Genomic DNA, 22329 nt, shown 5'->3' on the forward strand with positions numbered 1-22329 from the left:
GAAATAAGTGGTTGTTTCGGCGAGCTGGGGTCTCGGTCGGTGAGGCTCTAGGTCAGGCGGTAACGACCCTCTTCCGGCGGCGCGCGGCGAAGCCGACGAGGCCGAAGCCGACGATGAGCATCGCCCAGACGCCGGGTTCGGGGACGGCGCCGCTGACGGTGTCGATGCGGTAGCCCTGGCCCAGGTCGCCCATGTAGCGGGCGTCGCCGCCGACGCGGGTGGTGAACAGGTAGCGGGAGAAATAGGCGCTCGGGGTGGTCAGCGTGATCGCCGACGTGCCGCCGTTCGCCGCGGAGTTGACGACCGTGGCGCCGCCGAGGCTCGACTTGATGGTCCCTGCGAAGTCGAGCGAGGTCAGCGTGTCGTCGGCATTGACGCCGTAGATCTGCAGCGTATCGTTGGCGTCGATCTCGGACAGCTTGAGGCCCCGCAGCGAGAAGTTCGGGGCGCTGCTCGCGATCAGGATCGCCTCGCGTCGGCCGGCCTGGTTGGTGTCGATCTGGGGGTTCGACCCGCCGCCGCCGACGCCGATGCCCGACGTGCTGGCGCTGATCTGGACGCCTGCGCCGGTCGTCTGCGTGAGGCTGGTCAGGGTGTTCGGTGCTGAGGTGAAGCGGCGCGCCGTTGCGGTCAGGGTGACGCCGTCGACGGTCCGGGCGACCGACGCGGCGTTGCCCGTGCCACCGCCGAAGTTGAAGGTCAGCGTCGTGACCGCCGCCGCCGGCGCAGCGACCGACGCGACCAAGGCAGCAGTCGACAAAAGCCTGAGCAACATTCGACACACCCCGAACTTCGTGGACAGCAGGTGCCGTCCATAACGGTCGAGGATCGAAGCGATGTAATCGGATGAGAGTTAACGCCTCCGGCGGCTATGCGAGCGCCGCCTTCAGCCGCTCGTTGACCACCGCGGGGCTCGCCTTGCCGGCCATCGCCTTCATCGTCTGGCCGACGAAGAAGCCGAACAGCGCCTCCTTGCCCGCCTTGTACTGCGCGACCTTGTCGGCGTTCGCGGCGAGGATGGCCTGAATGGCGTCGTCGATCGCGCCGGTGTCGCTGACCTGGCGCAGGCCGCGCGCCTCGACGATGGCTCCCGGGGCTTCGCCGGTTTCGAGCATGATCTCGAAGACCTGCTTGGCGAGCGGGCCCGACAGCGTGCCGTCGGCGCTGAGCGCGAGCAGTTCGCCCGCCGCCGCCGGGGTGACGGGCGAGGTGGCGATGTCCTTGTCGAGCCGGTTGAGCGCGCCGAACAGGTCGCCGGTCACCCAGTTCGCGGCCCTCTTGGCCTCGACGCCGGTGGCGAGCAGCGCCTCGAACCAGTCGGCGGTGTCCTTGTCGGCCGTCAGCACCGCGGCGTTGTAGGCACTGATCCCCAGCACGGTCTCGAAGCGCGTGCGCTTCGCGGCGGGCAGTTCGGGCAGGCTCGCCTCGCACTCGCTCAGGAAGGCGTCGGTCAGCTCGACCGGTAGCAGGTCGGGATCGGGGAAGTAGCGATAGTCGTGCGCGTCCTCCTTCGACCGCATCGAGCGCGTCGTGCCCTTGTCGGGGTCGAACAGCCGCGTCTCCTGGACGATCGTGCCGCCGCCTTCGAGCACCTCGACCTGGCGCTTCGCCTCGAATTCGACCGCCGCCATGATGAAGCGGACCGAATTGACGTTCTTGGTCTCGGTGCGCGTGCCGAACGGCTCGCCGGGGCGGCGCACGCTGACGTTGACGTCGGCGCGCATGCTGCCTTCGTCCATGTTGCCGTCGCAGCTGCCGACGTAGCGCAGCACTTCGCGCAAGCTGCGGACGTACGCGCCCGCCTGCGCCGGCGAGCGCATGTCGGGCTTGGAGACGATCTCCATCAGCGCGACGCCCGAGCGGTTGAGGTCGACGTAGCTGAGCGTCGGCGACTGGTCGTGCACCGACTTGCCGGCATCCTGTTCGAGGTGGATGCGCTCGATGCCGATCGTCTTGGGCTCCTCGCCCTCGGGCTCGACGGTCAGAGCGCCCTCGCCGACGATCGGGTGGTACAGCTGGCTGATCTGATAGCCCTGCGGCAGGTCGGCATAGAAGTAGTTCTTGCGGTCGAAGCGCGACCAGCGGTTGATCTGCGCGCCGAGCGCCATGCCGGTGCGCACGGCCTGGCGCACGCACTCGCCGTTGAGCACGGGCAGCATGCCGGGCATCGCCGCATCGACCAGGCTGACATGCGTGTTGGGGGCGCCGCCATAGGTCGCCGCGGCGCCGGAGAACAGCTTCGACGCGCTGATCACCTGGGCATGGACCTCGAGCCCGACGACGATTTCCCAGGGGCCGGTCTTGCCGGCGACGGTGTAGGTGGCGGTCATGGGGCCGGGATAGCGCGCGCCGCGCGACAGGGAAAGCTCAACCGCGCACGTGCGTCCGGCCGGGATCGGCGGCGCGCCGCGACCAGCGCTGGGCGGGCACCTCGACGAAGCGATAGGTCAGCCACGACACCGCGACGACGACCGCGAGCATCAGGATAGTGAGCAGCACGCCCTGCACCGGGTCAGCGCCGGCAAGGATTTCCGGCGGGCCGTTATCGACGACCCGCGTGGTCAGCGGCGTACCGGTGAGCCGCTCGACGGCGAGCAGCACGTCGTCGAAGCGCGACTGGACGAAACTGTGCACCATGTAGATCGAGTAGCTGAGCGTGCCGAGCAGCAGCGGGACAGGCGTCGCAAGTGCGCGCGACACCGCGCCGCCCTCGCGTGCGAACACCAGCAGCGCCGCCGCGAACAGCGGCGGGCCGAGCAGGTTCCATGCGGTCGGACCAGCGTAGGTGACGAACAGCGCGACCGCGCCGCCTGCCGCAATCTCGAGCGCGGTCCAGCCGCGTGCGCGTGCCAGCAGCGCGTCGCCCCAGCGGCCCCAGATCGACCAGCACAGCACGCCGAGCGCGAAGCCGTAGACGCAGCGGATCAGGCCATAGTCGAAGCTGACGTTGATGCTCCCGGCGAGCGCGAACAGCAGCAGCGGCGCGACCACCACAACGACGACGAGTGCCGCGTCCAGCCCGCGACCGAAGGCGCGCACCGCGAGCGCGAACAGCAGATAGGCCCAGATCTCGACCGCGATGCTCCACGCCGGCTGGTTCCACGTCAGCCGGTCCTCGAACCCGACGCTCTGGATGAGCAGCAGGTTGCTGAGGATCGCGCGCGCCGAATGGGCCTCGTCGAACAGCGCGCGGCCAGCCGCACCGCCGCTGCCCAGCGCCAGCGCGGTCAGTTCGGTCGCGACGAAGACCGCGAGCATGAAGGCGTGCAGCGGATAGATGCGCCCCAGCCGGAGCAGCATGAACTGCCCCGTCGGCATGTGCGCCGCAAGCCGGTCGCGATAATTGGCGGCGATGACGAAGCCCGACAGGACGAAGAAGAAGTCGACGAACTGCCAGCTCTGGCGAATGAACGCCGCGTCGGCGACGGACGAGTTCGCCCTGAAATGGAACAGGCAGACGAGGCACGCGCACAGCCCGCGAAGCGCATCGAGCGCGGCGAAGCGCCTGACGCCTGGAATCATTCGGGCTCACCCACAGCGGATCCCCGGACCGGGACCGTCACGGCCCTAGCCGAAGGAGACTAACGCTACGATAATGTTGGGGCTGTGCGTCAGACGGATCGCACTTAAATCGCTACCAGTCGCCAAGCAGCTTCTTCGGCGCGAGTTTCGCCTTGCGGACGCGCGCGGCAATCCAGACGACGAGCAATGTCGTCAGCACGCCGATGATGAAACCCGTGATCATGCCAGTGCCCCCGGCCGTCCACCTGCCCTCATTTCAGTTTCGTTACCGAAACCGATTAAGTCAAATCCTTTGGTCCGGTTAACTCAACGATGCTTTGAACGTCGCGAAGAGCAACGCGGGTGCGAAAATTCGCACGTCGTGAAGCGAAAACAGCGGCGGACACGACGCGTGATCTCGACGACGGCCCGATCCCGCGTGCTTCTAGATGCTCGCGGCGTCGCCATCACGGGCGCGGAAGACGACCAGCACGTTCAGGGTGAAGTTGAAGACGAAGCCGATAGCGATGGCGATCACCTTGGCGAGGACCGGCGGCACCGGCGTGTGCGCGGCGATCAGCGCGGTCAGCGTGACGTTCAGGATCAGGCCGAGCGTCGCCACCGCGACGAAGAGAAGATAGCCGCGCAGCGACCGCTTCTGGCGGAACACGAAGCGTGCGCTGAGCCAATAGTTGACGACCGCCCCGACCATGAAGCTGAGGGTCGCAGCGGGGACAATGGCGATCCCGGCCTCCAGCGCGAGGGTGAAGCAGCCGATGTCGACGAGCGCAGCGGTGCCACCGGTGACGAGATAGCGCGCGGCCTTGCCGGCGAGCGGACGCCAGTCGGTCACGCGGCGTCGCCCCGCAACCGTGCGGTCCGGTCCGGCCATGTCTCACTGATCGTCGAATGGCCAGTCATCGCCGCTCTTTAACCCTTGCGCCACCCGATCCGCCATCCCTAAGGTCTGGGTGTGTCGCTTGGCGTCTTGTAGTCATCTTTTGGGTAGACGGGGGCCGACTGTCCCGGTCATTACAGCGCCGTAGGGACGGGACACATAGATGGCATCGAATCCGATCATACGAACTGCGGCCGATTACTTGATCGCCGGATTCACGACGGCGGCATCGCCGGTGCTGGGGGCGCTTGCGAAACATCGGCGGAGCTTGCCGCTGTCGGTGCGACGGGCCAACGCCGGCGGCTTCGCAATCGTGCCGCATCACTATTATTCGCCGATGGTAACCGGTCGTGACCTGCGCCACGAACTGCGCGAGGTGCGACAGCTGCCGGGACTGGTCCTCGATCTCGACGAACATCGGGCCTTTTTGGAAGGGCTGTGCTTCGCCGAGGAACTGCGCGCGATCCCGATGGAGCAGGCGTCGGACACCAAGTACGGGTTCAGGAACAAGTTCTTCTCATCGGGCGATGCCGAGATCCTGTATGGCGTCATCCGCCGCGACCGGCCGAAGCGCATCCTGGAGGTGGGGTCCGGCCGATCGACGCTGGTCGCGCGGATGGCGATCCTGCGTAACCAGGCGGACGATCCCGACTATACGTGCGAGCAGATCTGCATCGAGCCGTATGAAATGCCGTGGCTCGAGTCTGTCGGCGTCAAGGTGCAGCGCGAGCGGGTCGAGATGGTCGACCTGACCCTGTTCGATACCCTCGAGGCCGGTGACATCTTGTTCGTCGACAGTTCGCACGTCATCCGGCCGCAAGGCGACGTGCTGCGCGAGGTTCTGGAAATCTATCCGCGTCTCAAGCCGGGCGTCCTGATCCAGGTCCACGACATCTTCACGCCGCGCGACTACCACCACCGATGGGTCATCGACGACATGCGGATGTGGAACGAGCAGTATCTGCTCGAGGCGTTCCTTGCGTTCAATCCGGCATTCAAGGTGGTCTGCGCGCTGAACTGGCTGGTGAACGACCATCCCGAGCTGTTGCGCGAAGCCTGCCCCGTCCTGACGGAGCTGCTGCCGAACCAGCCGGGGTCGTTCTGGTTTCAGCGCGTCTAGCGCGCCATCACCACCAGCGGTCGGGCCGCGCCGCGAAGCCTGCGGCGCGCTCGATCGCATAGCCGGCGTTGAGCACCGCGGCTTCGCCCAGCGCCGGGCCGATGATCTGCAGGCCGAGCGGCAGGCCGCTGGGCGACAGGCCGGCGGGGACCGACATCGCGGGCAGGCCCGCCATCGACGCGGGCACGGTGAAGACGTCGTTGAGGTACATCTCCAGCGGATCGGACTTGTCGCCGGCGGCGAACGCCGCGCTGGGGGCGGTCGGGGTCAGCAGCAGGTCGCACGCCTCGAAGGCGTTTGCGAAGTCGCGCGCGATCAGCGTGCGGACCTTCTGCGCCTGGATATAATAGGCGTCGTAAAAGCCCGCCGACAGCACATAGGTGCCGATCATGATGCGGCGCTTGACCTCGGGACCGAAGCCCGCGGCGCGGGTCGCCTCGTACATGTCGGCCAGATTGCCCCCCTCGGGCGTGACGCGCAGCCCGTAGCGGACACCGTCATAGCGCGCGAGGTTCGACGACGCCTCGGCCGGCGCGACGATGTAATAGGCGGGCAGGGCGTATTTCGTGTGCGGCAGCGACACGTCGACGACCGTCGCGCCCGCGTCGCGCAGCCAGGCGAGACCCTGGTCCCACAGCGCCGCGATGTTCGGGTCCATGCCGTCGAGGCGATATTCGCGCGGCACGCCGATGCGCAGGCCCTTCAGGTCGCCGGTCAGCGCCGCCTCGAAATCGGGGACCGGCAGGTCGAGCGAGGTCGAATCCTTGGGGTCGTAGCCCGACATGGACTTGAGCAGGATCGCGCAGTCGCGCACGTCGCGCGCCATCGGTCCGGCCTGGTCGAGCGACGAGGCGAACGCCACGACGCCCCAGCGCGAGCAGCGGCCATAGGTCGGCTTGATGCCCGCAATGCCGACGAACGCGGCGGGCTGGCGGATCGAGCCGCCGGTGTCGGTCCCCGTCGCCCCCGCGCACAACCGCGCCGCGACGGCGCTGGCGGAGCCGCCCGATGAGCCGCCGGGCACCAGCGGCCGGTTCGACCCCGCGCTGCGCCACGGCGAGACGACGTTGCCGAACGCGCTCGTCTCGTTCGACGAGCCCATCGCGAACTGGTCCATGTTGAGCTTGCCGAGCATCCCCGCGCCGTCGGCGAACAGCTTGGCAGTGACGGTCGATTCGTAGGTCGGCACGAAGCCTTCGAGGATCTTCGACGCCGCTGTGGTCTGCACGCCGGCGGTGCAGAACAGGTCCTTGATGCCCAAGGGAATGCCCGCGAGCGGCCCGGCGCTGCCGTCCGCCAGCGCGGCGTCGGCCCGCTCGGCGGCGGCGCGGGCGTGGTCGGGGGTCTCGACGATGAAGGCGTTCAGCGGGCGTGCCGCTTCGACCGCAGCGATGTGCGCGTCGGCGAGTTCGACCGCCGAGAAGTCGCGCGCGCGCAGGCCCTTCTGCATCGCGGCAATGGTCAGGTCGGTCAGCATTATTCGATAACCTTGGGGACGGCGTAGAAGCCGAAATCGGACGCAGGCGCGTTGGCGAGGACGCGGTCGAGCGCGTCGCCGTCGGTCACCACGTCATCACGCCAGGCGCGCGTGATCGGAATGACGGCGGTCATCGGCGCGACGCCCGTCGTGTCGACCTCGCCGAGCTGCTCGATCCAGCCGAGGATGGCGTTGAGCTCGCCCTGCAGCGGCGCGGCCTCGGCCTCGCTCAGCTTGATCCGCGCGAGATGCGCGATGCGTTTGACGGTGGCGGCATCGACGGACATGGCTGCTCCAACGGGGTGGCTGCGGCGGTAGCACGCAGGGCGTCCGCGCTTCAAGGCGAGTGCACCCTTCGCAGGCGCGCGGGCGGACGCTAAACATGGATCATGATCCTCAGCCTCGCCCTGCTCCTCGCCGCCGCCACCCCCGCACCCGTCGCCGCCCCGCCCGCCGCCGCGGTCAGCGCGTGGCCGACGACCGAGGGCGACGTGACGATCCGCGGCTTCACCTTCGCCCCGGGCGAGACGCTCGACGTGCGGATGCACTACACGACGCTGGGCACGCCGCGCCGCGATGCGCAGGGGCGGATCGACAATGCGGTGATGGTGCTCCACGGCACCGGCGGGACGGGCAGGCAGTTCCTGCAGCCGCAGTTCGCCGACCGGCTGTACGGCGCCGGCGCGCCGCTCGACCTGGCGAAGACCTATGTCATCCTTCCCGACAGCATTGGGCACGGCAAGTCGTCGAAGCCGAGCGACGGGCTGCGCGCCAAATTCCCGCGCTACAATTATGCCGACATGGTGGCGCTGCAGCACCGGCTGCTGACCGAGGGGCTGAAGGTCGACCGGCTGCGCCTGCTGATGGGCACGTCGATGGGCTGCATGCACGCCTTCGTCTGGGGCGAGACCTATCCGGGCTTCGCGCGCGCGATGATGCCCACGGCGTGCCTGACCGTGGAGATCGCGGGGCGCAACCGCATGTGGCGCAAGCTGTCGATCGACGCGATCCGCGCCGACCCGGCCTATGCGGGCGGGGAGTACAAGACGCAGCCGGTAGCGGGCCTGCGCACCGCCGTCGCGCTGTCGATGATGGCGGGGTCGGTGCCGCTGCGCCTCCAGGCCGAGCTGCCGACGCGCGCCGCGGTCGATGCGGCGGTCGAGAAGCGGGTGCCGACCGATCTGGCGGGGCGCGACGCCAACGACCTGATCTGGCAGCTCGACGCCTCGCGCGATTACAACCCGTCGCCGGACCTCGCGAAGATCACCGTGCCGGTCGTGTGGATCAATTCGGCGGACGATTTCATCAACCCGCCGAACCTCGGCATCGCCGAGCGCGAGGTCAGGAAGATGCCCCGCGCGACCTTCCGCCTGATCCCCGAAAGCGTCGATGGCCGCGGCCACTCGACCCACACCTGGGCGGCCTTCTGGATCGACGACCTCAAGGCGCTGATGAAGGCGACCGACTAGGCGACGGCGGCCTCGACCCAGTCGAGCCGGTCCTGGCCGAAATACATCGCGCCATCGACGAAGAAGGTCGGCGCGCCGAACACGCCGCGCGCCACCGCAGCCTCGGTTGCGGCCTTGAGCCGGTCCTTCGACGCCTGCGCCTCGGCGATCGCCCCGAGTTCGGCCGGGTCGAGGCCGGCGGCTGCGAAGGCGGCCGCGGCAGCCGCGGGGTCGCCCATGTTCACCGGCTGCGCCCACATCGCGTCGAAGGTCGCGTCGACATAGGCCTCGAAGCGCGCATCGTCCTTCAGCCCTGCCGCGATGCGCATCAGCTGCAGCGTGTTGATCGGGAAGTGCGGATTGAAGTTGAGCACGATCCCCTCGCGCGCCGCGAAACGCCCCATGTCGGCGTTCATGTACGCCCCCTTGGCCGGCACGCTCACGGGCGAGGCATTCCCCGTCGCCTTGAAGACGCCGCCGAGGAGGACGGGCACATAGTCGACCGTCGCGCCGGTGCGGGCGATAATCGCGGGCAGCCGCTTGTGCGCGAGATAGGTCGTCGGCGACCCGAAATCGAAGAGGAACTCGATTACCATTTTTCGCTCCAGGGCCTGAGGTCGAGCTCGTGCGTCCAGGCGTCGCGCGGCTGGTCGTGGAGCATGGTGAAGATGGCGGCGATGCTGTCCGGGTTCAGGATGCCGTCGTCGGCCTTCATCGCATAGCGTTCGGGGAAGGTGTCGCGGATGAAGGCGGTGTCGATCGCGCCGTCGACGACGACGTGCGCGACATGCACCCCCAGCGGCCCGAGCTCGCGCGCCATCGACTGCGCCAGCGCGCGCAGCGCATGCTTGCCGCCCGCGAACGCCGCGAAACCGGCGCCGCCGCGCAGGCTGGCGGTCGCGCCGGTGAAAAGGATGCTGCCCCGCCCGCGGGGGACCATGCGCCGCGCCGCCTCGCGCCCGGTCAGGAAGCCGGCCAGCGCGGTCAGCTCCCAGATCTTGCGGTATTTGCGCGCCGTCTCGTCGCGGATGGGGGAGGGGACGTTGGCGCCGATGTTGAACACCGCGACCTCGCACGGTCCGATCTCGGCCTCGACGCGGTCGAAGAGCGCGACCATGGCATCCTCGTCGCGCGCGTCGCAGGCAATCGGCACGCAGGCGTTGCCGTCGGCCTCGATCTGCGCCGCGAGTGGCGCGAGCGCGTCCGCGGTGCGCCGCACCGGCACGGCGACGAGGCCCTTCGCCGCGAATGCGCGCGCGATTGCGCCGCCTGTCGCGTCGCCGGCACCGATGACTATTGCTGCGGACATATCACGATCTTTCCTTGCGCTGTCCCGGCGCCGATCATCCGGTGGCCGTCGGCGATGCGGTCGAGCGGCAGTTCGGCGGCGATTGCCGGCACGATCCTGGCCTCGGCGGCGAGGCGCAACACCTCGGCCAGATCGTCGCGGTAGAAATTCGGGTGTGCCGTCTGCCACTGGGTGATCAGATAGCCGCGCAGGCCCTTGCCGGTCATGAACTGCGCCTGCGCACTGCGCCGCGGCGAAGTCAGCATCGCCTTCGCCGCACGCAACGGATTGAGCCGCTCGCTGCCGCCCAGCGCGCCCTGGAAGCCGAACATCACGAGCGCGCCGCCGTCCCGCAGCGCCGCCTCGCTGATCCGTACATTGGGTCCGCCGACGCCGTCGAACACCGCATCGACCCCGCCGCCGCTCGCCGCGCGGACCTGCGCCGCGACATCGCCGCCGCGGTCGATCGGCGTTGCCCCGTGGTCGCGGACGAAGTCCCGGCGACTGCCGCTCGCGACGCCGTAGGTGTCGATGCCGAAGTGCCTGCCCAGCGCGAGCAGGATCGACCCGACGCCGCCCGCCGCGCCCCATACCAGCATTTTCTCGACCGACGGCTGCGCGACGCAGCGGGTCAGCATCTGGAAAGCGGTCAGCCCGTTCAGCACCAGCGCCGCCGCCTGCGCACTGCTGACGCCGCCAGGCACCGCCACGCAGTCGGCGGCACGCACCACGGCGAAGCGCGCGGCGCCGCCGGTCACGGTCAGCGCGGCGATGCGCGTGCCCTCGGCAAAGCCCTCGCCGCCGATCACCCGCCCGACGACTTCATAGCCCGGGGTGAAGGGCACCGTGACCCCCGGGTACACGCCCATCCGCATCACGACGTCGGCAAACGCGATGCCCGTCGCCTCGACCGCGACGAGGACTTCGCCCGGCCCGGGCATCGGCATCGGCACGTCGACGACCTCGATGCGCTCGGGCCCTCCGGTCTTGCGAACGATCGCGGCGCGGTTCTGCATGTCGGTCTCCCCGCCCGCGATGCTAGGCGCTGTCGCCGAGCGGGAACACCAGGCAACTCGTCGTCGCGGTGGCGATCAGCTTGCCGCGGGTGTCGGTCAAGGTCGCCCGCGCCGTCGCGACGCGGCGGCCCGAAGTGATGACCTCGCCGCGCGCCGTCACGCGCCCCGTCGCGGCGTTCATCGGACGCAGGTAGGTGACGTTCATGTCGATCGTCGTGTAGCCGATGCCGGCCTTCAGCGTCGTGTGTACCGCGCAGCCCATGCACGAATCGAGCATGGTCGCCGCATAGCCGCCGTGGACCGTGCCGAGCGGGTTGTAATGCTGTTCGCCGGGCACGCCGCTGAACTCCACCCAGCCTTCGCCGACGGCGCCGCCGTCGAAACCAAGCAGCAGCGCGATCGGCGCGCGCGGCAGGTCGCCCGCGAACATCGCGCGCATCAGGTCGATGCCCGGCATGGCGCGCACCGCGTCGAGGGGTAGGGTCACGACTTCACGTGGCGATTGCAGCGCGCCAGCTCGGCGGCGGCGAATTCGGTGCCGCCAGCGCTGAACGCAACGACGCGACCGTTGGCATCGGCGACCGCGCTGCATGCGGCGACGGCGAGACGGGCGCGCGTATCGGCGGGACCGGTGCACGTGGTGCCGCTGCAGCGCCAGACGCCGCCCTCGCCGACGATCTTCGTCTGGGCGGCGGGCGCAGCGAGCGTCGCGGTGCCGGCGACCGTCTCGGCAAGCGCCGGGGATGCTGCAATTGCAGCTATAAGGGCGAGAAGGGCAAAGCGCATGGCAGGTCTCCTGAGGTCAAAGATGGTCGAAGGCGTCGTCGACGATGAAGCGCAGCGCCGACAGTCGTGACTGGCCGAGCAGGTCGCCGACCTGGGCCTGCGCGGCGGTCCATGCGGGGGCGGCGGCGCGGACGCGCACCGCGCCGGCATCGGTCAGGCGCAGCAGCTTGGCGCGGCGATCCTCGGGGTCAGGCTCGATCGACAGCAGCCCGGCGCGCTCGAGGGGGCGCACGAGGCGCGACACGGTCGAGGCGTCGGTCGATCGCTGCTCGGCGAGCGCCGCGATGCCGACCCCGCGCGACCGGCGCAGCCCGGCCAGAATCCCGAGCTGTCCGACGGTCAGCCCGTGCGGCGCGAGGGCGTCGTCGTAGATCTGCGTAACCTTGCGCGCCAGCCGCCGCACCTTGAGCGCGATGCAGTCGTCGATCGTCGGGGCGTCGGGTCGAGAGGCGAGGGCGGCAGTCACCGGGCGACGCTAAACCAGCTGCAATTGCATGTATCGCACTATTTTCCTGCGGCGCGCGAAAGCCCTTCTATCTCACATTGCCAGTGTCGGCCGGTCGCGCGTCCAGCTGATTGCGATACCGAGCGCGAGGCCCGCGATCTCCATGCCCAGCTTGACCTGGCTTGGCGACGGATCGAAGCGGTCCTCGAAGGCCAGCGTCAGCTGCGCGCCGCGCTCGGTCTGCGCCGCGACGACCGTCGCCACTGCCAGCGCCGCCACGATCGCACCCTTACGCATCCCCGCCTCCACCTCGTTTCGCCTGCGCGGCATAGCCGATCGGCGTGCCCGTCACAACGGCCTCACATCTTGCCGCGCATTTCCTCGGGCAGCAGGGCGTCGTCGATCTCGCGGGCACGGGCGGCGGCGGGGCGGGCGTGGAGACGCGCGGCATAGGCCTCGAACGCCGGCGTCTTTGGCAGCGAGCCGAACGCCAGGCCCCAGGTGATCTGCGCCCCGACATAGACGTCGGCGGCGGTGAACTGCTCGCCCAGCAGCCAAGGTCCCTCGCCGAGCGCCGTTTCGAGGGTCGAGACGGCGGTTTCAAGGTTGCGATAGCCGACCATCTTCTCCTGCTCTGCGGGCACCTCGACACCGAGCGACTTGTTGACGATCGCCGCCTCGACCGGGCCGGCGGCGAAGAACAGCCAGCGGTAATAGGCGGCGCGGTCGGCGGGCGCAGGGGCCAGCCCGGCGTCGGGAAAGGCATCGGCGAGATAGGCGCAGATCGCCGCCGCTTCGGTGACGACCGCGCCGCCGTGGGTGATCGTCGGCACCTTGCCCATCGGGTTGATCGCCAGGAACTCGGGCGACTGCATCGCGCCCTCGTAACCCATGATCTCGGTCCGGTACGGCGCGCCGACCTCCTCCAGCATCCAGCGGACGATCCGTCCGCGCGACATCGGGTTGGTGTAGAAAACGAGCTCGGCCATGGGAAACTCTCCGGTTCAGGCTTGGGCGGCGGCGTGGTGGCGAATCACTTCGTCGATGATGAAGCGCAGGAATTTCTCGCTGAATTCGGGATCGAGCTTGGCCGACGCCGCGAGGGCGCGCAGCCGGGCGATCTGCGCCGCCTCGCGCCCCGGATCGGCGGGCGGCAGGCCGGCGCGCGCCTTGTAGGCCCCGACCGCCTGCGTTGTCTTGAACCGCTCGGCGAGCAGGAAGACCAGCGCCGCATCGATGTTGTCGATGCTGTCGCGGTAGCCGCGCAAGGTCTCGTCGCTCATCGTCTCTCCCCGCCTTATGCGCACCATCGCGACGGCGTGCCGCAAGCGCAAGGCCAGAGGGAGGGTTGCGCGACCGCCACCCGCCGTTAAGACAGCGCCCATGTCGGCGTCCGTTCACCCCCTGCGCCCGCGCGATGCGGCGCCGTCACTCTCGCCGCTGCTGGCGCTGTGCGCGCCGGGGCTGCACGCGGTGAACACCGTGATCCTGGAGCGCATGCACAGCCCGGTCGCGCTGATCCCCGAGCTGGCGGGTCATCTGATCGCGGGCGGCGGCAAGCGCCTGCGGCCGCTGCTGACGCTCGGTTGCGCGCAGCTGTTCGATTATGCCGGCACCCGCCACCACAAGCTGGCGGCGTGCGTCGAGTTCATTCACACCGCGACATTGCTCCACGACGATGTCGTCGACGGGTCGGACCTGCGGCGCGGCAAGGCGACCGCGAACACGATCTGGGGCAACCCGGCGAGCGTGCTCGTCGGCGACTTCCTGTTCAGCCGCTCGTTCGAGCTGATGGTCGAGGACGGCAGCCTGCGCGTTCTCAAGATTCTCAGCCACGCCTCCGCCGTGATCGCGGAAGGCGAGGTCGCGCAGCTGACCGCGCAGCGCGTCGTCGCGACGACCGAGGAGCGCTACCTCGAGATCATCACCGCCAAGACCGCCGTGCTGTTCGCTGCCGCGTGCCAGATCGCCGCTGTCGTCGCCGAGCGCGGCAATGCGGTGGAGGCCGAGCTCGAAAGCTTCGGGCGCAACCTGGGCATCGCCTTCCAGCTCGTCGACGATGCCATCGATTACGTCTCCGACGCCGGCACGATGGGCAAGGATTCGGGCGACGACTTCCGCGACGGCAAAGTGACCTTGCCCGTCATCCTGGCACACGCGCGCGGGTCCGAGGCCGAGCGGCGCTTCTGGCGCGACGCCATGCTGGGCCGCGCGGCGGGCGAGGAAGAACTGCGCCATGCCACAGCGCTGCTCCATTCGTCGGGCGCCATCGACGACACGCTGGCACGCGCCCGGCTGTACGGCGCGCGTGCGATCGATGCGCTGGCGTCGTTCCAGCACGGCGCGGCGCGCGATGCGCTGATCGAGACGGTCGAGTTCGCCGTGGCGCGCGCCTTCTGATCTGCTAGAGGCTGCGGCCATGACCGCGCGCATCTTCCAACGCCTGAAGTCGACCACCCAGTCGGGCCGTGCCCGTGTCGGGCAATGGGTGCTGGTGCGCGAGCGTGGCGAGGCGCAGCGCCACGACCCGCTGACCGGCTGGATCGGATCGGGCGACACCGGCACCCAGGTCGAGCTGAGCTTCGCCAGCGAGGCGGCGGCGGTCGCCTATGCCGAGGCGAACGGGCTCGCCTACCGCGTCGAGCGGCTGCCCGCCAAGCCGCTGCGCCTGCAGGCCTACGCCGACAATTTCAGATGATTTCCCGGTTTGCGCGCCCGTAGCTCAGCTGGATAGAGCGCGGGACTTCTAATCCTGAGGCCGCTGGTTCGAGTCCAGCCGGGCGCGCCACTCCAGTCACCCGAACGTCAGTTCGATCACCTTGCTCGGCGTTGCGCGGCAGTACATCGGCACGTCGCGGACGCCGTCGGGATAGGTCGCGCGTACTGCGGCACGCAGGCGCCAGCCGCCGTTGCCGGGCTCGAGCGACTGGGCGACGTCGTAGGCCAGCCGGGTCCCGCCGGTCGCACCGATCTGGCGCGCGGCCTCGAACAGGCAGGTCTGCACCGACGAGCGCGCGCCCGACGGGACCGCGTCGAGGTTGGCGACGAGTGCGGCGGGCGGCTGCGGCGGGTGGATGACCGGCCCGGCGTCCGCAGCGGCAGCGGCAGCCTCGCGCTCCTTCTTCTTCTTCTTGTTCGCGGCATTGCCGGCGAGCAGCGCGATCAGCCCGCCCGCGACCGCGACGCCGGCGATGACCGCCCCGGTCGACGGGCCCTTGCCGTCATTGTCGTTGCCGTTGTTGTAGCCGGTCGAGAAGATCGCGCGGCAGCCGTTGTCGACCCAGATCGAGCGGCGGTCATGGCCCCAGTTGCGCGAATTGCAGTCGCCCGCGATGCGCCGCGAGATCGACACGCCGCCGCGCGTGTCGATCGGACAGCGCTTGTAGCGATAGTTGAACGACTCGCAGCGGACTTGGCTCGCCCCGCCATAATTGCCGCCGCCGCCCTGATAGTAGCGGCCGTCCTGCGCCACCGCGCCCTGCGCCGTGACCAGCGCCACGACGACGGCGCCTGCGATCAGTCTCGTCATGTCAGTCCCCCGTTTCGAGTTGTCAGCCAAAGGTCCGGAAGCGCGCGCGGCAGCCCTTGTCGACCCAGATGCCGCCGCGCCGCGCGATGCCCCAGCCGATGCCCTGCTGGCACTGGCCGGCGATGACGCTGTCGAGCTCGACCCGCCGCGACGGCGTCGGGCATTCGGCGTATTTGTAGTTCCACGATTCGCACGTGATCAGCCGCGGCCCGCCGCCACCGCCGGGGAAGCCGCCACCCGGCCCACCGCCGCCGCCGCGCGACGCCGCGAAGATCGCGCGGCAGCCTTTGTCGACCCACACCTCGCCGCCACGCCCGCCCCAGCTCTGGCCCTCGACGCACTGGCCCGCGATGACGCGGACGAGGTCGGGGCGTCCGCGACCGGGCAGTTCGCAGGTCTTGTACTTGTACTTGAACGACTCGCAGGTCACCGTGTCGCGCCCGCCGCCACCGCCGCCCGGGAAGCCGCCGCCGCTACCGCCGCCACTGATCGCGAAGATCGCGCGGCAGCCGCCGCTGACGCTGATGCCCTGGCGGTCCCAGTTCCACGTCCGTCCCTCGACGCAGCGGCCGCCGAGCACCTGGACGACGTCGACATCGGCGCGGCGGCGCAGCTCGACCGGGCATTGCGCGGGCTTGTAGTTCCAGCTTTCGCACTTGATCTGGCGCGGGCCCCCGCCGCCGCCGTACTGGGCATTCGCGGGCGTCGCGATGCTGACGGGAATGGCGGCGAGGCTCAAGGCGATCGTCCAGCGCAACATCATCGGTCTCCCCTTTTGTTGCACGCGTAACGAACGATGCGCCGACAAGTGCCGTCAGTCCAGACGCCGACCTGCAGAACCAGCGATTTCCTCGATATATTGCCAAGCCACCCGCCCCGAGCGGTTGCCGCGCCCGGTCGCCCAGGCCAGCGCGGCACTCTCGTCAAAGGCCAGCTCGTGCGCAGCGGCATAGCGCGCGACGATCGCGAGATACGTGTCCTGATCGGCGTTGTGGAAGCCCAGGCTGAGCCCGAAGCGGTCGGCGAGCGCCAGCCGGTCGTCGAGCACGTCGCGCGGATTGATCGCGTCGCCATCGGCGTGGGCGCGCGGCACCAGATGGCGGCGGTTCGACGTGACGACCAGCCGCACCCCGTCCGGCCGCGCCGCGATGCCGCCGTCGAGGACCGAGCGCAGCGCCTTGTACTGCGTTTCATCGGCCTCGAACGACAGGTCGTCGGCGAACACCAGCGCGCGGCGAGGGGGCATGGCATCGAACAGCGTGCCCAGCGTGCCGATGTCGTCGCGGCCGACCTGCACCAGCATCAGGTCGTGCCCCGCGGCGCGCACCGCGGCGGCGACCGACTTGACCAGCGACGACTTGCCCATGCCGCGCGCGCCCCACAGCAGCACGTCGTGCGCGGGCAGGGCGGCGGCGTGGCGGCGCGTATTCTGGAGCAGGGCATCGCGCTGCGCATCGACGCCGGCGAACACGTCGAGCGGCTGAGCACGCGCCGCGGTCACCGGCGTCAGGCGGCGGTCAGCCCAGACGAAACTGTTGCCCGATAGGTCGGCGGACGGGGCGGGCGGCGGTGCCAGGCGCTCGAGCGCGGCGGCGATGCGGGCGAGAAGGTCGTCGGTCATTCCGGCCGCTATGCCGTGACGATTGCCTAATTGCCACCTGCGCTCTAAGAGCCGCCGCTTAGCCTCAGGCCATTCGAAAGACCTTCATGTTCGCATCCCCGGCCTTTGCCCAGGCCGCCCCCGCGCCGCCGAGCGGGCTCGCAATGTTCGGCCAGTTCGTGCCGCTCATCGCGATCTTCGTGATCTTCTATTTCCTGATGATCCGGCCGCAGCAGCGTCGCATGAAGGCGCACAAGGCGATGCTCGACGCCGTCAAGCAGGGTGACGAGGTCGTCACCGGCGGCGGCATCGTCGGCAAGGTGACGCGCATCAAGGACGACGAGCTGGAGGTCGAGGTCGCCCCCACCGTCAAGCTGCGCGTCGTGCGCGGCACGCTCAGCGAAGTCCGTTCCAAGACGCTGCCCGCGGCGGCGAACGACGGAAAGCGTTGATGCTCGACTTTCCGGCGTGGAAAGTCTGGCTGATCGCGCTCGTCTCGGCGCTGTGCGTCGGGCTCGCGGTCCCCAATTTCTTCCCCGAAAGCACGGTCAACAACTGGCCGTCGTTCCTGCCGAAGAGCCGCCTGAACCTGGGGCTCGACCTGCGCGGCGGGTCGCACCTGATGCTCGAGGCGGAGACGTCCGACGTCCGCAAGGCGAAGCTCGAGGCGCTGGAGGATAGCGTCCGCACCGAGCTGCGCGATGCCAAGGCGCCCTTTGCCGACCTGTCGACCGCCAATGAGCGGCTGAGCGTCACTATCACCGACCCGACGACCCTCGACCGCGCCGTCGAAGCGCTGCGCAAGCTCTCGAGCCCGACCCAGGGCCTGACCGGCGTGCGCGACATCGAGGTCAATGTCGTCGACGGCAACCGCATCGTCATCACCGAAACCGACGCTGGCACCGCCGAAGCGATCGACAGCGCGATGGCACAGGCGGTCGAGGTCATCCGCAAGCGCATCGACGAGCTCGGCACGCGCGAGCCGACGATTGTCCGCCAGGGCACCAACCGCATCGTCGTCCAGGTCCCCGGCCTGCAGGATCCCGAGGCGTTGAAGGCGCTGATCGGCAAGACCGCTAAGCTGGAGTTCAAGCTCGTCGACATCGCCGCCGATCCGGCGCTTGCGGCGCAGGGCCGGGCGCCCGCGGGCAGCCAGGTGCTGGGCTTCACCGATCAGCCGGGCGCGATCGTCGTCAAGCGCCGTGCCATCATCACCGGCGACCAGTTGATCGACGCCGGCCTGACCACCGACCAGAACGGCCAGCCCGCCGCCAGCTTCCGCTTTGACTCCAACGGCGGGCGCAAGTTCGCCAAGGCGACGCAGGACAATGTCGGCAAGCCCTTCGCGATCATCCTCGACAACAAGGTGATCTCGGCGCCGAACATCAACGAGCCGATCTTGGGCGGCAGCGGCATCATCTCGGGGTCGTTCACGACCGAGAGCGCGAACAATCTCGCGATCCTGCTGCGCTCGGGCAAGCTGCCCGTCGAGCTGAAGGTCGTCGAGGAGCGTACCGTCGGTCCCGATCTGGGGGCCGACTCGATCCGCGCCGGCACGATCGCGGGCATCGTCGCGGTGATCGCCGTGTCGCTGCTGATGATCCTGACCTACGGCCGCTTCGGCATCTATGCGGTGCTCGCGCTGATCCTCAACGTGTTCATGATCCTCGGGCTGATGTCGGTCGGCGGCTTCACGCTGACGCTGCCGGGCATCGCGGGCCTCGTGCTGACCATCGGTGCGGCGGTCGACGCCAACGTGCTGATCAACGAGCGCATCCGCGAGGAGCGGCGCAAGGGCAAGGGCGTCGTCCAGTCGGTCGAAGTGGGTTTCCGCGACGCGACGCGGACGATCTGGGACGCGAACTCGCTCAACATCATCGTCGCGATCATCATGTTCCTGTTCGGCTCGGGCCCCATCAAGGGGTTCGCTGTGGTGCTCGCGATCGGCATCGCGACCAGCGTGTTCACCGCGGTGACCGTGGTGCGCCTGATGGCATCGAACTGGCTGCGCACGCGGCGACCCGTGGCATTGGCGATCTGACATGACCCTCAAGCTCGTCCCCGACAACACCAACATCGGCTTCGTCCGGCTGCGCTACATCGCGTTCGCGCTGACGCTGGCGCTGACCATCGGCAGCCTGGCGCTGCTCGGCATCCGTGGTCTCAACCTCGGCGTCGATTTCGTCGGTGGTCTGACGATGGAGGTCGAGTTCAAGGCACCGCCGCCGCTCGACACGCTGCGCGAGCAGGTCGACGGGCTGGGTGTCGGTCAGTCGGCGCTGCAGGAATTCGGCAACGCCCGCACCATCCTCGTCCGCCTGCCGCTTCCCGAGGGCGACCAGGCCGCAGTGCAGCGTGTCGTCTCGAAGGTCCAGACCGACCTCAAGGCAAAGTATCCGGGCACCGAGATCCGCCGCACCGAATCGGTCAGCGGCAAGGTGTCGGGCGAGCTGATCCAGGGCGGGCTATGGGCGGTGGGCCTGTCGATGCTCGCGGTCGCACTGTTCACCTGGTTCCGCTTCGAATGGCATTTCGGCGTGTCGACCGTCGTCGCGCTGGTCCACGACATCACCGTGACGATGGGCTTCTTCGCGCTGACGCAGCTGGAGTTCGACCTCAACATCGTCGCAGCGGTGCTGACGATCATCGGCTATTCGCTGAACGACAAGGTCGTCATCGACGACCGCATCCGCGAAAATCTGCGCAAATACCGCAGCATGGACATCGGCCACATCATCGACCTCAGCGTCAACGAGACGCTGCCGCGCACGGTGATGACCTCGGTGACTTTGATCGCGGCACTGCTCGCGCTGCTGTTCCTGGGTCCAGACGTGATCTTCGGCTTCACCGCGGCGATGGTGCTCGGCATCGTCGTCGGGACATATTCGTCAATCTTCGTGTCGTCGTCGCTGCTCATCTCGCTCGGTGTCAAGTCGCGCGCCGAGGCGCCGATCGAACGCGGCGAGCGCGTGGTGCGCGCGAAGTAGGTGCAGGCGGTCATCCTGGCGGCGGGGCAGGGCACGCGGCTTCGCGATGCCTCGCCGGTCAAGCCGCTGACACCGGTGGCCGGGCGGCCGCTGATCCTCAACACGCTCGACCGGCTGCGCGCTGGGGGAGCGACGTCAGCGGTGATCGTGTTGGGCTATGCGGGCGAGCAAGTCCGCGCGGTCCTCGAAGCCGCCGACACGCTGCCGCTGACGCTCGTCGACAATCCCGGCTGGGCGGCGCCGAACGGCGTGTCGCTCGCTGCCGCCGCGCCGCACCTCGAGGCGCGCGCACTGTTGTGCATGGCCGACCATCTCGTTGCCCCGGCGCTGTACGCCGCGATGATCGCGCACGACCTGGGGGACGACGCGCTGGCGCTCGGCATCGACCGGCGGCTGGGGCACCCCTGGGTCGACGAGGACGACGTGACGCGCGTCGCGACGCGAGCCGCGCGGATCGTCGGCATCGGCAAGCAAATCCCCGTCTACGACGCCTACGATTGCGGGGTCTTCGTCATCACCCCGGTGCTTACGGACACGCTGGCCGGCCTCGACAACCCCGGGCTTTCGGACGGCGTCCGGGCGCTGGCGGCGCGCGACCGCGCCGCGACTGTCGACATTTCGCAACACGACTGGCTCGACATCGACGACCCGCGTGCGCTGGCGCTGGCGGAGGCGTGGCTGGCGGAGTAGGGCGGCGGGCATGAAGCGCCTCCTCCTCGCCCTGATGCTCGTCGCCGGTGCCGCCCAGGCGTCGCCTTGGGCCGAAGGCAACGACCGCCAGTTCCGGCAGGATATCGAGATGCTGAAGGCCGCGCGGATCATCCGCGGCCCGATCAATGCCTGGCCGCTGCCCTGGGCGCAGATCGACAATGGCATCGCGTTCAACGAGGGTGTCGCCCTGCCGCCGCACCTTGCCGCCGCACTCGCGCGCGTCAAGGCGCACAGCGACATGGCGCAGCGCCGCACCGTCTATGAATTCAAGGCCGCGGGCACCACCGACCCGCAGCTGGTCCGCGATTTCGGCGGCGGCGCGCGCGAGAATGCCGACGTGTCGGTGCGCGCCAGCCACGATGTCGGGCCGCTGTATCTCAGCTACGGCGTCGGCTATCGCAACGGCCAGCGCGGCAAGGACTTCCACCTGGAGCCGACCTATGCCGCGGTGCAGATCGGCAACTGGGCGCTGTACGGCGGTTACGTCGAGGAATGGTTCGGCCCCGGTCATGACGGCGCGCTGCTGTTCTCCAACTCGGCGCGGCCCTTCCCCAAGGTCGGCATCAAGCGCCTGTCACCTGACCCGATCGGCCTGCCGGTGCTGAAGTGGCTGGGCCCGATCCGCCTCGACGTCTTCGCCGGCGTGCTGACCGAGAAGCGCGACTTCGACAACACCGGCATCATCGGTATCCGCGTCGCCTTCGAACCCGTCCACGGGCTGGAGATCGGCCTCAACCGTGCGCTCCAGCTGTGCGGGCGGGGGCGACCGTGCGGCGCCAAGACGATCGGCAAGGCGCTGATCGGCTTCGGCAACGCCGACAACACCGGGACGCCCAGCGAGCCGGGTAACCAGCTGGCCGGGTTCGACATCAGCTTCACGCGCAACATCGGCAACGTCACCACGCAGATCTACGCGGAGGCCGAGGCCGAGGACGAGGACAATGTCATCATCGAACAGTTCGCGCGGCTGGCGGGTATCGCGCTGAGCGGCCCGTTGGGCAAGAAGGGCGCGAGCTGGAATGCCAATGTCGAGGTCACCGACACACTGGGATCGCAGCTGTTCGGCGGGCGGAAGTACCCAGGCTCGGTCTACAACAACTTCATCTACGTCGACGGCTTTACCTACAAGCGCGAGCCCATCGGCTATTCGCTCGACGGCGACACGCGGACGATCGCCGTGTCGGGGGCGGTCAACGATACGCGCAACCGGCGCTGGTACGCATCGCTTCGCGACATCGACCTGTACCGCAGCAATCTGGGCGGCATTCCGCCCGGCAACCAGCCGCGCAACCGCCTGACGCGCAACCGCGAGACGATCCAAGTCGCGACCGCGGGCGTCGAATGGCCATCGCAGTTCGGCGACGTCCGGGTCGAGGGGCGGCTGCAGAACGACGGCCCCGATACGCCGGGCACCTCGAAGCTGACGCCGGCGATCGAGATCGCCTTCCGCTCGCGCTTTTAGGCGTTGTCCACAGCCGATCGAGGGGGCTGCCCTAGCCATTCCGCCCCCCCTCGGCTAAGCC

General features: G+C 69.0%; 27 protein-coding genes and 1 tRNA gene. 10 read left to right on the plus strand and 18 right to left on the minus strand.

Annotated elements, in window-relative coordinates:
- Positions 1 to 52: 52 nt before the first annotated feature.
- From FMM06_RS17125 to FMM06_RS04545, 4 genes are all read right to left on the minus strand, one after another.
- Positions 53 to 775 (minus strand): PEPxxWA-CTERM sorting domain-containing protein, encoded by a 723-nt coding sequence (locus tag FMM06_RS17125; RefSeq protein ID WP_143554980.1) that lies wholly within the window; start codon positions 773 to 775, stop codon positions 53 to 55.
- 94 nt (positions 776 to 869) lie between these two features.
- Complete coding sequence (gene gatB / locus FMM06_RS04535; RefSeq protein ID WP_143554981.1) at positions 870 to 2330, minus strand: Asp-tRNA(Asn)/Glu-tRNA(Gln) amidotransferase subunit GatB; 1461 nt, start codon at positions 2328 to 2330, stop codon at positions 870 to 872.
- Between the two features lie 37 nt (positions 2331 to 2367).
- Positions 2368 to 3522 (minus strand): acyltransferase family protein, encoded by a 1155-nt coding sequence (locus FMM06_RS04540; protein ID WP_143554982.1) that lies wholly within the window; start codon positions 3520 to 3522, stop codon positions 2368 to 2370.
- 424 nt (positions 3523 to 3946) lie between these two features.
- Positions 3947 to 4354 carry a GtrA family protein gene (locus tag FMM06_RS04545; RefSeq protein WP_185965038.1) on the minus strand — a complete coding sequence of 136 codons (408 nt, stop codon included), beginning with the start codon at positions 4352 to 4354 and terminating at the stop codon, positions 3947 to 3949.
- A gap of 325 nt (positions 4355 to 4679) precedes the next feature.
- Here FMM06_RS04545 and FMM06_RS04550 point away from each other — a divergent pair, with 325 nt between their 5' ends.
- A complete protein-coding gene (locus FMM06_RS04550) occupies positions 4680 to 5519 on the plus strand; it encodes a class I SAM-dependent methyltransferase (protein WP_185965039.1) in 840 nt (279 codons plus the stop codon).
- Between the two features lie 7 nt (positions 5520 to 5526).
- Here the strand turns inward: FMM06_RS04550 and gatA are convergent, their stop codons facing one another.
- Together gatA and gatC are read right to left on the minus strand one after the other, a co-directional pair.
- Complete coding sequence (gene gatA, locus FMM06_RS04555) at positions 5527 to 6996, minus strand: Asp-tRNA(Asn)/Glu-tRNA(Gln) amidotransferase subunit GatA (RefSeq protein WP_143554985.1); 1470 nt, start codon at positions 6994 to 6996, stop codon at positions 5527 to 5529.
- On the minus strand, positions 6996 to 7283 hold the full coding sequence (gene gatC / locus FMM06_RS04560) for an Asp-tRNA(Asn)/Glu-tRNA(Gln) amidotransferase subunit GatC (RefSeq protein WP_143554986.1): 288 nt from the start codon (positions 7281 to 7283) through the stop codon (positions 6996 to 6998). Before gatC ends, gatA begins: the two co-directional genes overlap by 1 nt.
- Positions 7284 to 7385: 102 nt before the next feature.
- Here gatC and FMM06_RS04565 point away from each other — a divergent pair, with 102 nt between their 5' ends.
- Positions 7386 to 8465 carry an alpha/beta fold hydrolase gene (locus FMM06_RS04565; RefSeq protein ID WP_143554987.1) on the plus strand — a complete coding sequence of 360 codons (1080 nt, stop codon included), beginning with the start codon at positions 7386 to 7388 and terminating at the stop codon, positions 8463 to 8465.
- On the opposite strand, the gene FMM06_RS04570 is transcribed toward FMM06_RS04565, so the two are convergent.
- The 9 genes from FMM06_RS04570 to FMM06_RS04605 form a co-directional block, all read right to left on the minus strand.
- A complete protein-coding gene (locus tag FMM06_RS04570) occupies positions 8462 to 9040 on the minus strand; it encodes a 2-hydroxychromene-2-carboxylate isomerase (RefSeq protein ID WP_143554988.1) in 579 nt (192 codons plus the stop codon). The genes FMM06_RS04565 and FMM06_RS04570 overlap by 4 nt on opposite strands.
- A complete protein-coding gene (locus tag FMM06_RS04575) occupies positions 9034 to 9753 on the minus strand; it encodes an SDR family NAD(P)-dependent oxidoreductase (RefSeq protein WP_143554989.1) in 720 nt (239 codons plus the stop codon). The genes FMM06_RS04570 and FMM06_RS04575 overlap by 7 nt, the downstream gene beginning before the upstream one ends.
- Positions 9738 to 10748, minus strand: coding sequence for a zinc-binding dehydrogenase (locus tag FMM06_RS04580; RefSeq protein WP_143554990.1), 1011 nt, complete (start codon positions 10746 to 10748; stop codon positions 9738 to 9740). The genes FMM06_RS04575 and FMM06_RS04580 overlap by 16 nt, the downstream gene beginning before the upstream one ends.
- Positions 10749 to 10770: 22 nt before the next feature.
- The gene (locus FMM06_RS04585) at positions 10771 to 11235 is read right to left on the minus strand and encodes a PaaI family thioesterase (RefSeq protein WP_207790238.1); all 465 of its coding nucleotides are present in this window, start codon (positions 11233 to 11235) and stop codon (positions 10771 to 10773) included.
- Positions 11232 to 11534: a CC_3452 family protein gene (locus tag FMM06_RS16690; RefSeq protein WP_185965040.1), complete on the minus strand. Its 303-nt coding sequence runs from the start codon at positions 11532 to 11534 to the stop codon at positions 11232 to 11234. The genes FMM06_RS04585 and FMM06_RS16690 overlap by 4 nt, the downstream gene beginning before the upstream one ends.
- Positions 11535 to 11550: 16 nt before the next feature.
- A complete protein-coding gene (locus FMM06_RS04590; RefSeq protein ID WP_143554992.1) occupies positions 11551 to 12000 on the minus strand; it encodes a MarR family winged helix-turn-helix transcriptional regulator in 450 nt (149 codons plus the stop codon).
- Between the two features lie 72 nt (positions 12001 to 12072).
- Entirely contained in the window at positions 12073 to 12276 is a 204-nt protein-coding gene (locus FMM06_RS04595; protein WP_143554993.1) for a hypothetical protein, read from the minus strand.
- Between the two features lie 62 nt (positions 12277 to 12338).
- Complete coding sequence (locus tag FMM06_RS04600; protein ID WP_143554994.1) at positions 12339 to 12968, minus strand: glutathione S-transferase family protein; 630 nt, start codon at positions 12966 to 12968, stop codon at positions 12339 to 12341.
- Between the two features lie 15 nt (positions 12969 to 12983).
- Positions 12984 to 13262, minus strand: coding sequence for a chorismate mutase (locus tag FMM06_RS04605; RefSeq protein WP_143554995.1), 279 nt, complete (start codon positions 13260 to 13262; stop codon positions 12984 to 12986).
- 100 nt (positions 13263 to 13362) lie between these two features.
- On the opposite strand from FMM06_RS04605, the gene FMM06_RS04610 reads away from it, so the two are divergent.
- From FMM06_RS04610 to FMM06_RS04620, 3 genes are all read left to right on the plus strand, one after another.
- Positions 13363 to 14379, plus strand: a complete 1017-nt coding sequence (locus FMM06_RS04610) for a polyprenyl synthetase family protein (protein WP_143554996.1) — start codon at positions 13363 to 13365, stop codon at positions 14377 to 14379.
- 19 nt (positions 14380 to 14398) lie between these two features.
- Complete coding sequence (locus tag FMM06_RS04615) at positions 14399 to 14677, plus strand: NADH dehydrogenase ubiquinone Fe-S protein 4 (RefSeq protein ID WP_143554997.1); 279 nt, start codon at positions 14399 to 14401, stop codon at positions 14675 to 14677.
- Between the two features lie 13 nt (positions 14678 to 14690).
- Positions 14691 to 14767, plus strand: a tRNA-Arg gene (locus FMM06_RS04620).
- Between the two features lie 6 nt (positions 14768 to 14773).
- On the opposite strand, the gene FMM06_RS04625 is transcribed toward FMM06_RS04620, so the two are convergent.
- From FMM06_RS04625 to FMM06_RS04635, 3 genes are read right to left on the minus strand one after another with little or no spacing between them, the layout of a single operon-like run.
- Positions 14774 to 15508, minus strand: coding sequence for a DUF3011 domain-containing protein (locus FMM06_RS04625; protein ID WP_143554998.1), 735 nt, complete (start codon positions 15506 to 15508; stop codon positions 14774 to 14776).
- A gap of 22 nt (positions 15509 to 15530) precedes the next feature.
- Positions 15531 to 16271 carry a DUF3011 domain-containing protein gene (locus tag FMM06_RS04630; RefSeq protein WP_143554999.1) on the minus strand — a complete coding sequence of 247 codons (741 nt, stop codon included), beginning with the start codon at positions 16269 to 16271 and terminating at the stop codon, positions 15531 to 15533.
- Between the two features lie 51 nt (positions 16272 to 16322).
- Complete coding sequence (locus tag FMM06_RS04635) at positions 16323 to 17129, minus strand: ATP-binding protein (RefSeq protein ID WP_143555000.1); 807 nt, start codon at positions 17127 to 17129, stop codon at positions 16323 to 16325.
- Positions 17130 to 17215: 86 nt separating this feature from the next.
- Here FMM06_RS04635 and yajC point away from each other — a divergent pair, with 86 nt between their 5' ends.
- Genes yajC through FMM06_RS04660 form a run of 5 tightly spaced genes read left to right on the plus strand, consistent with a single transcriptional unit; the run spans position 17216 to position 22268 of the window.
- A complete protein-coding gene (gene yajC / locus FMM06_RS04640; RefSeq protein ID WP_143555001.1) occupies positions 17216 to 17560 on the plus strand; it encodes a preprotein translocase subunit YajC in 345 nt (114 codons plus the stop codon).
- The gene (gene secD / locus FMM06_RS04645) at positions 17560 to 19149 is read left to right on the plus strand and encodes a protein translocase subunit SecD (RefSeq protein ID WP_143555002.1); all 1590 of its coding nucleotides are present in this window, start codon (positions 17560 to 17562) and stop codon (positions 19147 to 19149) included. The genes yajC and secD overlap by 1 nt, the downstream gene beginning before the upstream one ends.
- Before the next feature lies 1 nt (position 19150).
- Positions 19151 to 20095 (plus strand): protein translocase subunit SecF, encoded by a 945-nt coding sequence (gene secF, locus FMM06_RS04650; protein ID WP_143555003.1) that lies wholly within the window; start codon positions 19151 to 19153, stop codon positions 20093 to 20095.
- Positions 20096 to 20785: a phosphocholine cytidylyltransferase family protein gene (locus FMM06_RS04655; RefSeq protein WP_143555004.1), complete on the plus strand. Its 690-nt coding sequence runs from the start codon at positions 20096 to 20098 to the stop codon at positions 20783 to 20785.
- A gap of 10 nt (positions 20786 to 20795) precedes the next feature.
- The gene (locus FMM06_RS04660) at positions 20796 to 22268 is read left to right on the plus strand and encodes a capsule assembly Wzi family protein (protein ID WP_143555005.1); all 1473 of its coding nucleotides are present in this window, start codon (positions 20796 to 20798) and stop codon (positions 22266 to 22268) included.
- Positions 22269 to 22329 lie beyond the last annotated feature (61 nt).

Origin of the sequence: Glacieibacterium frigidum (genome assembly GCF_007097155.1) — a bacterium.
Lineage (GTDB): Bacteria > Pseudomonadota > Alphaproteobacteria > Sphingomonadales > Sphingomonadaceae > Glacieibacterium > Glacieibacterium frigidum.

Excerpts from the sequence above, each read along its gene's own strand:
- FMM06_RS17125 (WP_143554980.1), bottom strand. The coding sequence starts at position 775 with ATGTTGCTCAGGCTTTTGTCGACTGCTGCCTTGGTCGCGTCGGTCGCT.
- gatB (WP_143554981.1), bottom strand. The coding sequence starts at position 2,330 with ATGACCGCCACCTACACCGTCGCCGGCAAGACCGGCCCCTGGGAAATC.
- FMM06_RS04540 (WP_143554982.1), bottom strand. The coding sequence starts at position 3,522 with ATGATTCCAGGCGTCAGGCGCTTCGCCGCGCTCGATGCGCTTCGCGGG.
- gatA (WP_143554985.1), bottom strand. The coding sequence starts at position 6,996 with ATGCTGACCGACCTGACCATTGCCGCGATGCAGAAGGGCCTGCGCGCG.
- gatC (WP_143554986.1), bottom strand. The coding sequence starts at position 7,283 with ATGTCCGTCGATGCCGCCACCGTCAAACGCATCGCGCATCTCGCGCGG.
- FMM06_RS04565 (WP_143554987.1), top strand. The coding sequence starts at position 7,386 with ATGATCCTCAGCCTCGCCCTGCTCCTCGCCGCCGCCACCCCCGCACCC.
- FMM06_RS04570 (WP_143554988.1), bottom strand. The coding sequence starts at position 9,040 with ATGGTAATCGAGTTCCTCTTCGATTTCGGGTCGCCGACGACCTATCTC.
- FMM06_RS04575 (WP_143554989.1), bottom strand. The coding sequence starts at position 9,753 with ATGTCCGCAGCAATAGTCATCGGTGCCGGCGACGCGACAGGCGGCGCA.
- FMM06_RS04580 (WP_143554990.1), bottom strand. The coding sequence starts at position 10,748 with ATGCAGAACCGCGCCGCGATCGTTCGCAAGACCGGAGGGCCCGAGCGC.
- FMM06_RS16690 (WP_185965040.1), bottom strand. The coding sequence starts at position 11,534 with ATGCGCTTTGCCCTTCTCGCCCTTATAGCTGCAATTGCAGCATCCCCG.
- FMM06_RS04595 (WP_143554993.1), bottom strand. The coding sequence starts at position 12,276 with ATGCGTAAGGGTGCGATCGTGGCGGCGCTGGCAGTGGCGACGGTCGTC.
- FMM06_RS04600 (WP_143554994.1), bottom strand. The coding sequence starts at position 12,968 with ATGGCCGAGCTCGTTTTCTACACCAACCCGATGTCGCGCGGACGGATC.
- FMM06_RS04605 (WP_143554995.1), bottom strand. The coding sequence starts at position 13,262 with ATGAGCGACGAGACCTTGCGCGGCTACCGCGACAGCATCGACAACATC.
- FMM06_RS04610 (WP_143554996.1), top strand. The coding sequence starts at position 13,363 with ATGTCGGCGTCCGTTCACCCCCTGCGCCCGCGCGATGCGGCGCCGTCA.
- FMM06_RS04615 (WP_143554997.1), top strand. The coding sequence starts at position 14,399 with ATGACCGCGCGCATCTTCCAACGCCTGAAGTCGACCACCCAGTCGGGC.
- FMM06_RS04625 (WP_143554998.1), bottom strand. The coding sequence starts at position 15,508 with ATGACGAGACTGATCGCAGGCGCCGTCGTCGTGGCGCTGGTCACGGCG.
- FMM06_RS04630 (WP_143554999.1), bottom strand. The coding sequence starts at position 16,271 with ATGATGTTGCGCTGGACGATCGCCTTGAGCCTCGCCGCCATTCCCGTC.
- FMM06_RS04635 (WP_143555000.1), bottom strand. The coding sequence starts at position 17,129 with ATGACCGACGACCTTCTCGCCCGCATCGCCGCCGCGCTCGAGCGCCTG.
- yajC (WP_143555001.1), top strand. The coding sequence starts at position 17,216 with ATGTTCGCATCCCCGGCCTTTGCCCAGGCCGCCCCCGCGCCGCCGAGC.
- secD (WP_143555002.1), top strand. The coding sequence starts at position 17,560 with ATGCTCGACTTTCCGGCGTGGAAAGTCTGGCTGATCGCGCTCGTCTCG.
- secF (WP_143555003.1), top strand. The coding sequence starts at position 19,151 with ATGACCCTCAAGCTCGTCCCCGACAACACCAACATCGGCTTCGTCCGG.
- FMM06_RS04660 (WP_143555005.1), top strand. The coding sequence starts at position 20,796 with ATGAAGCGCCTCCTCCTCGCCCTGATGCTCGTCGCCGGTGCCGCCCAG.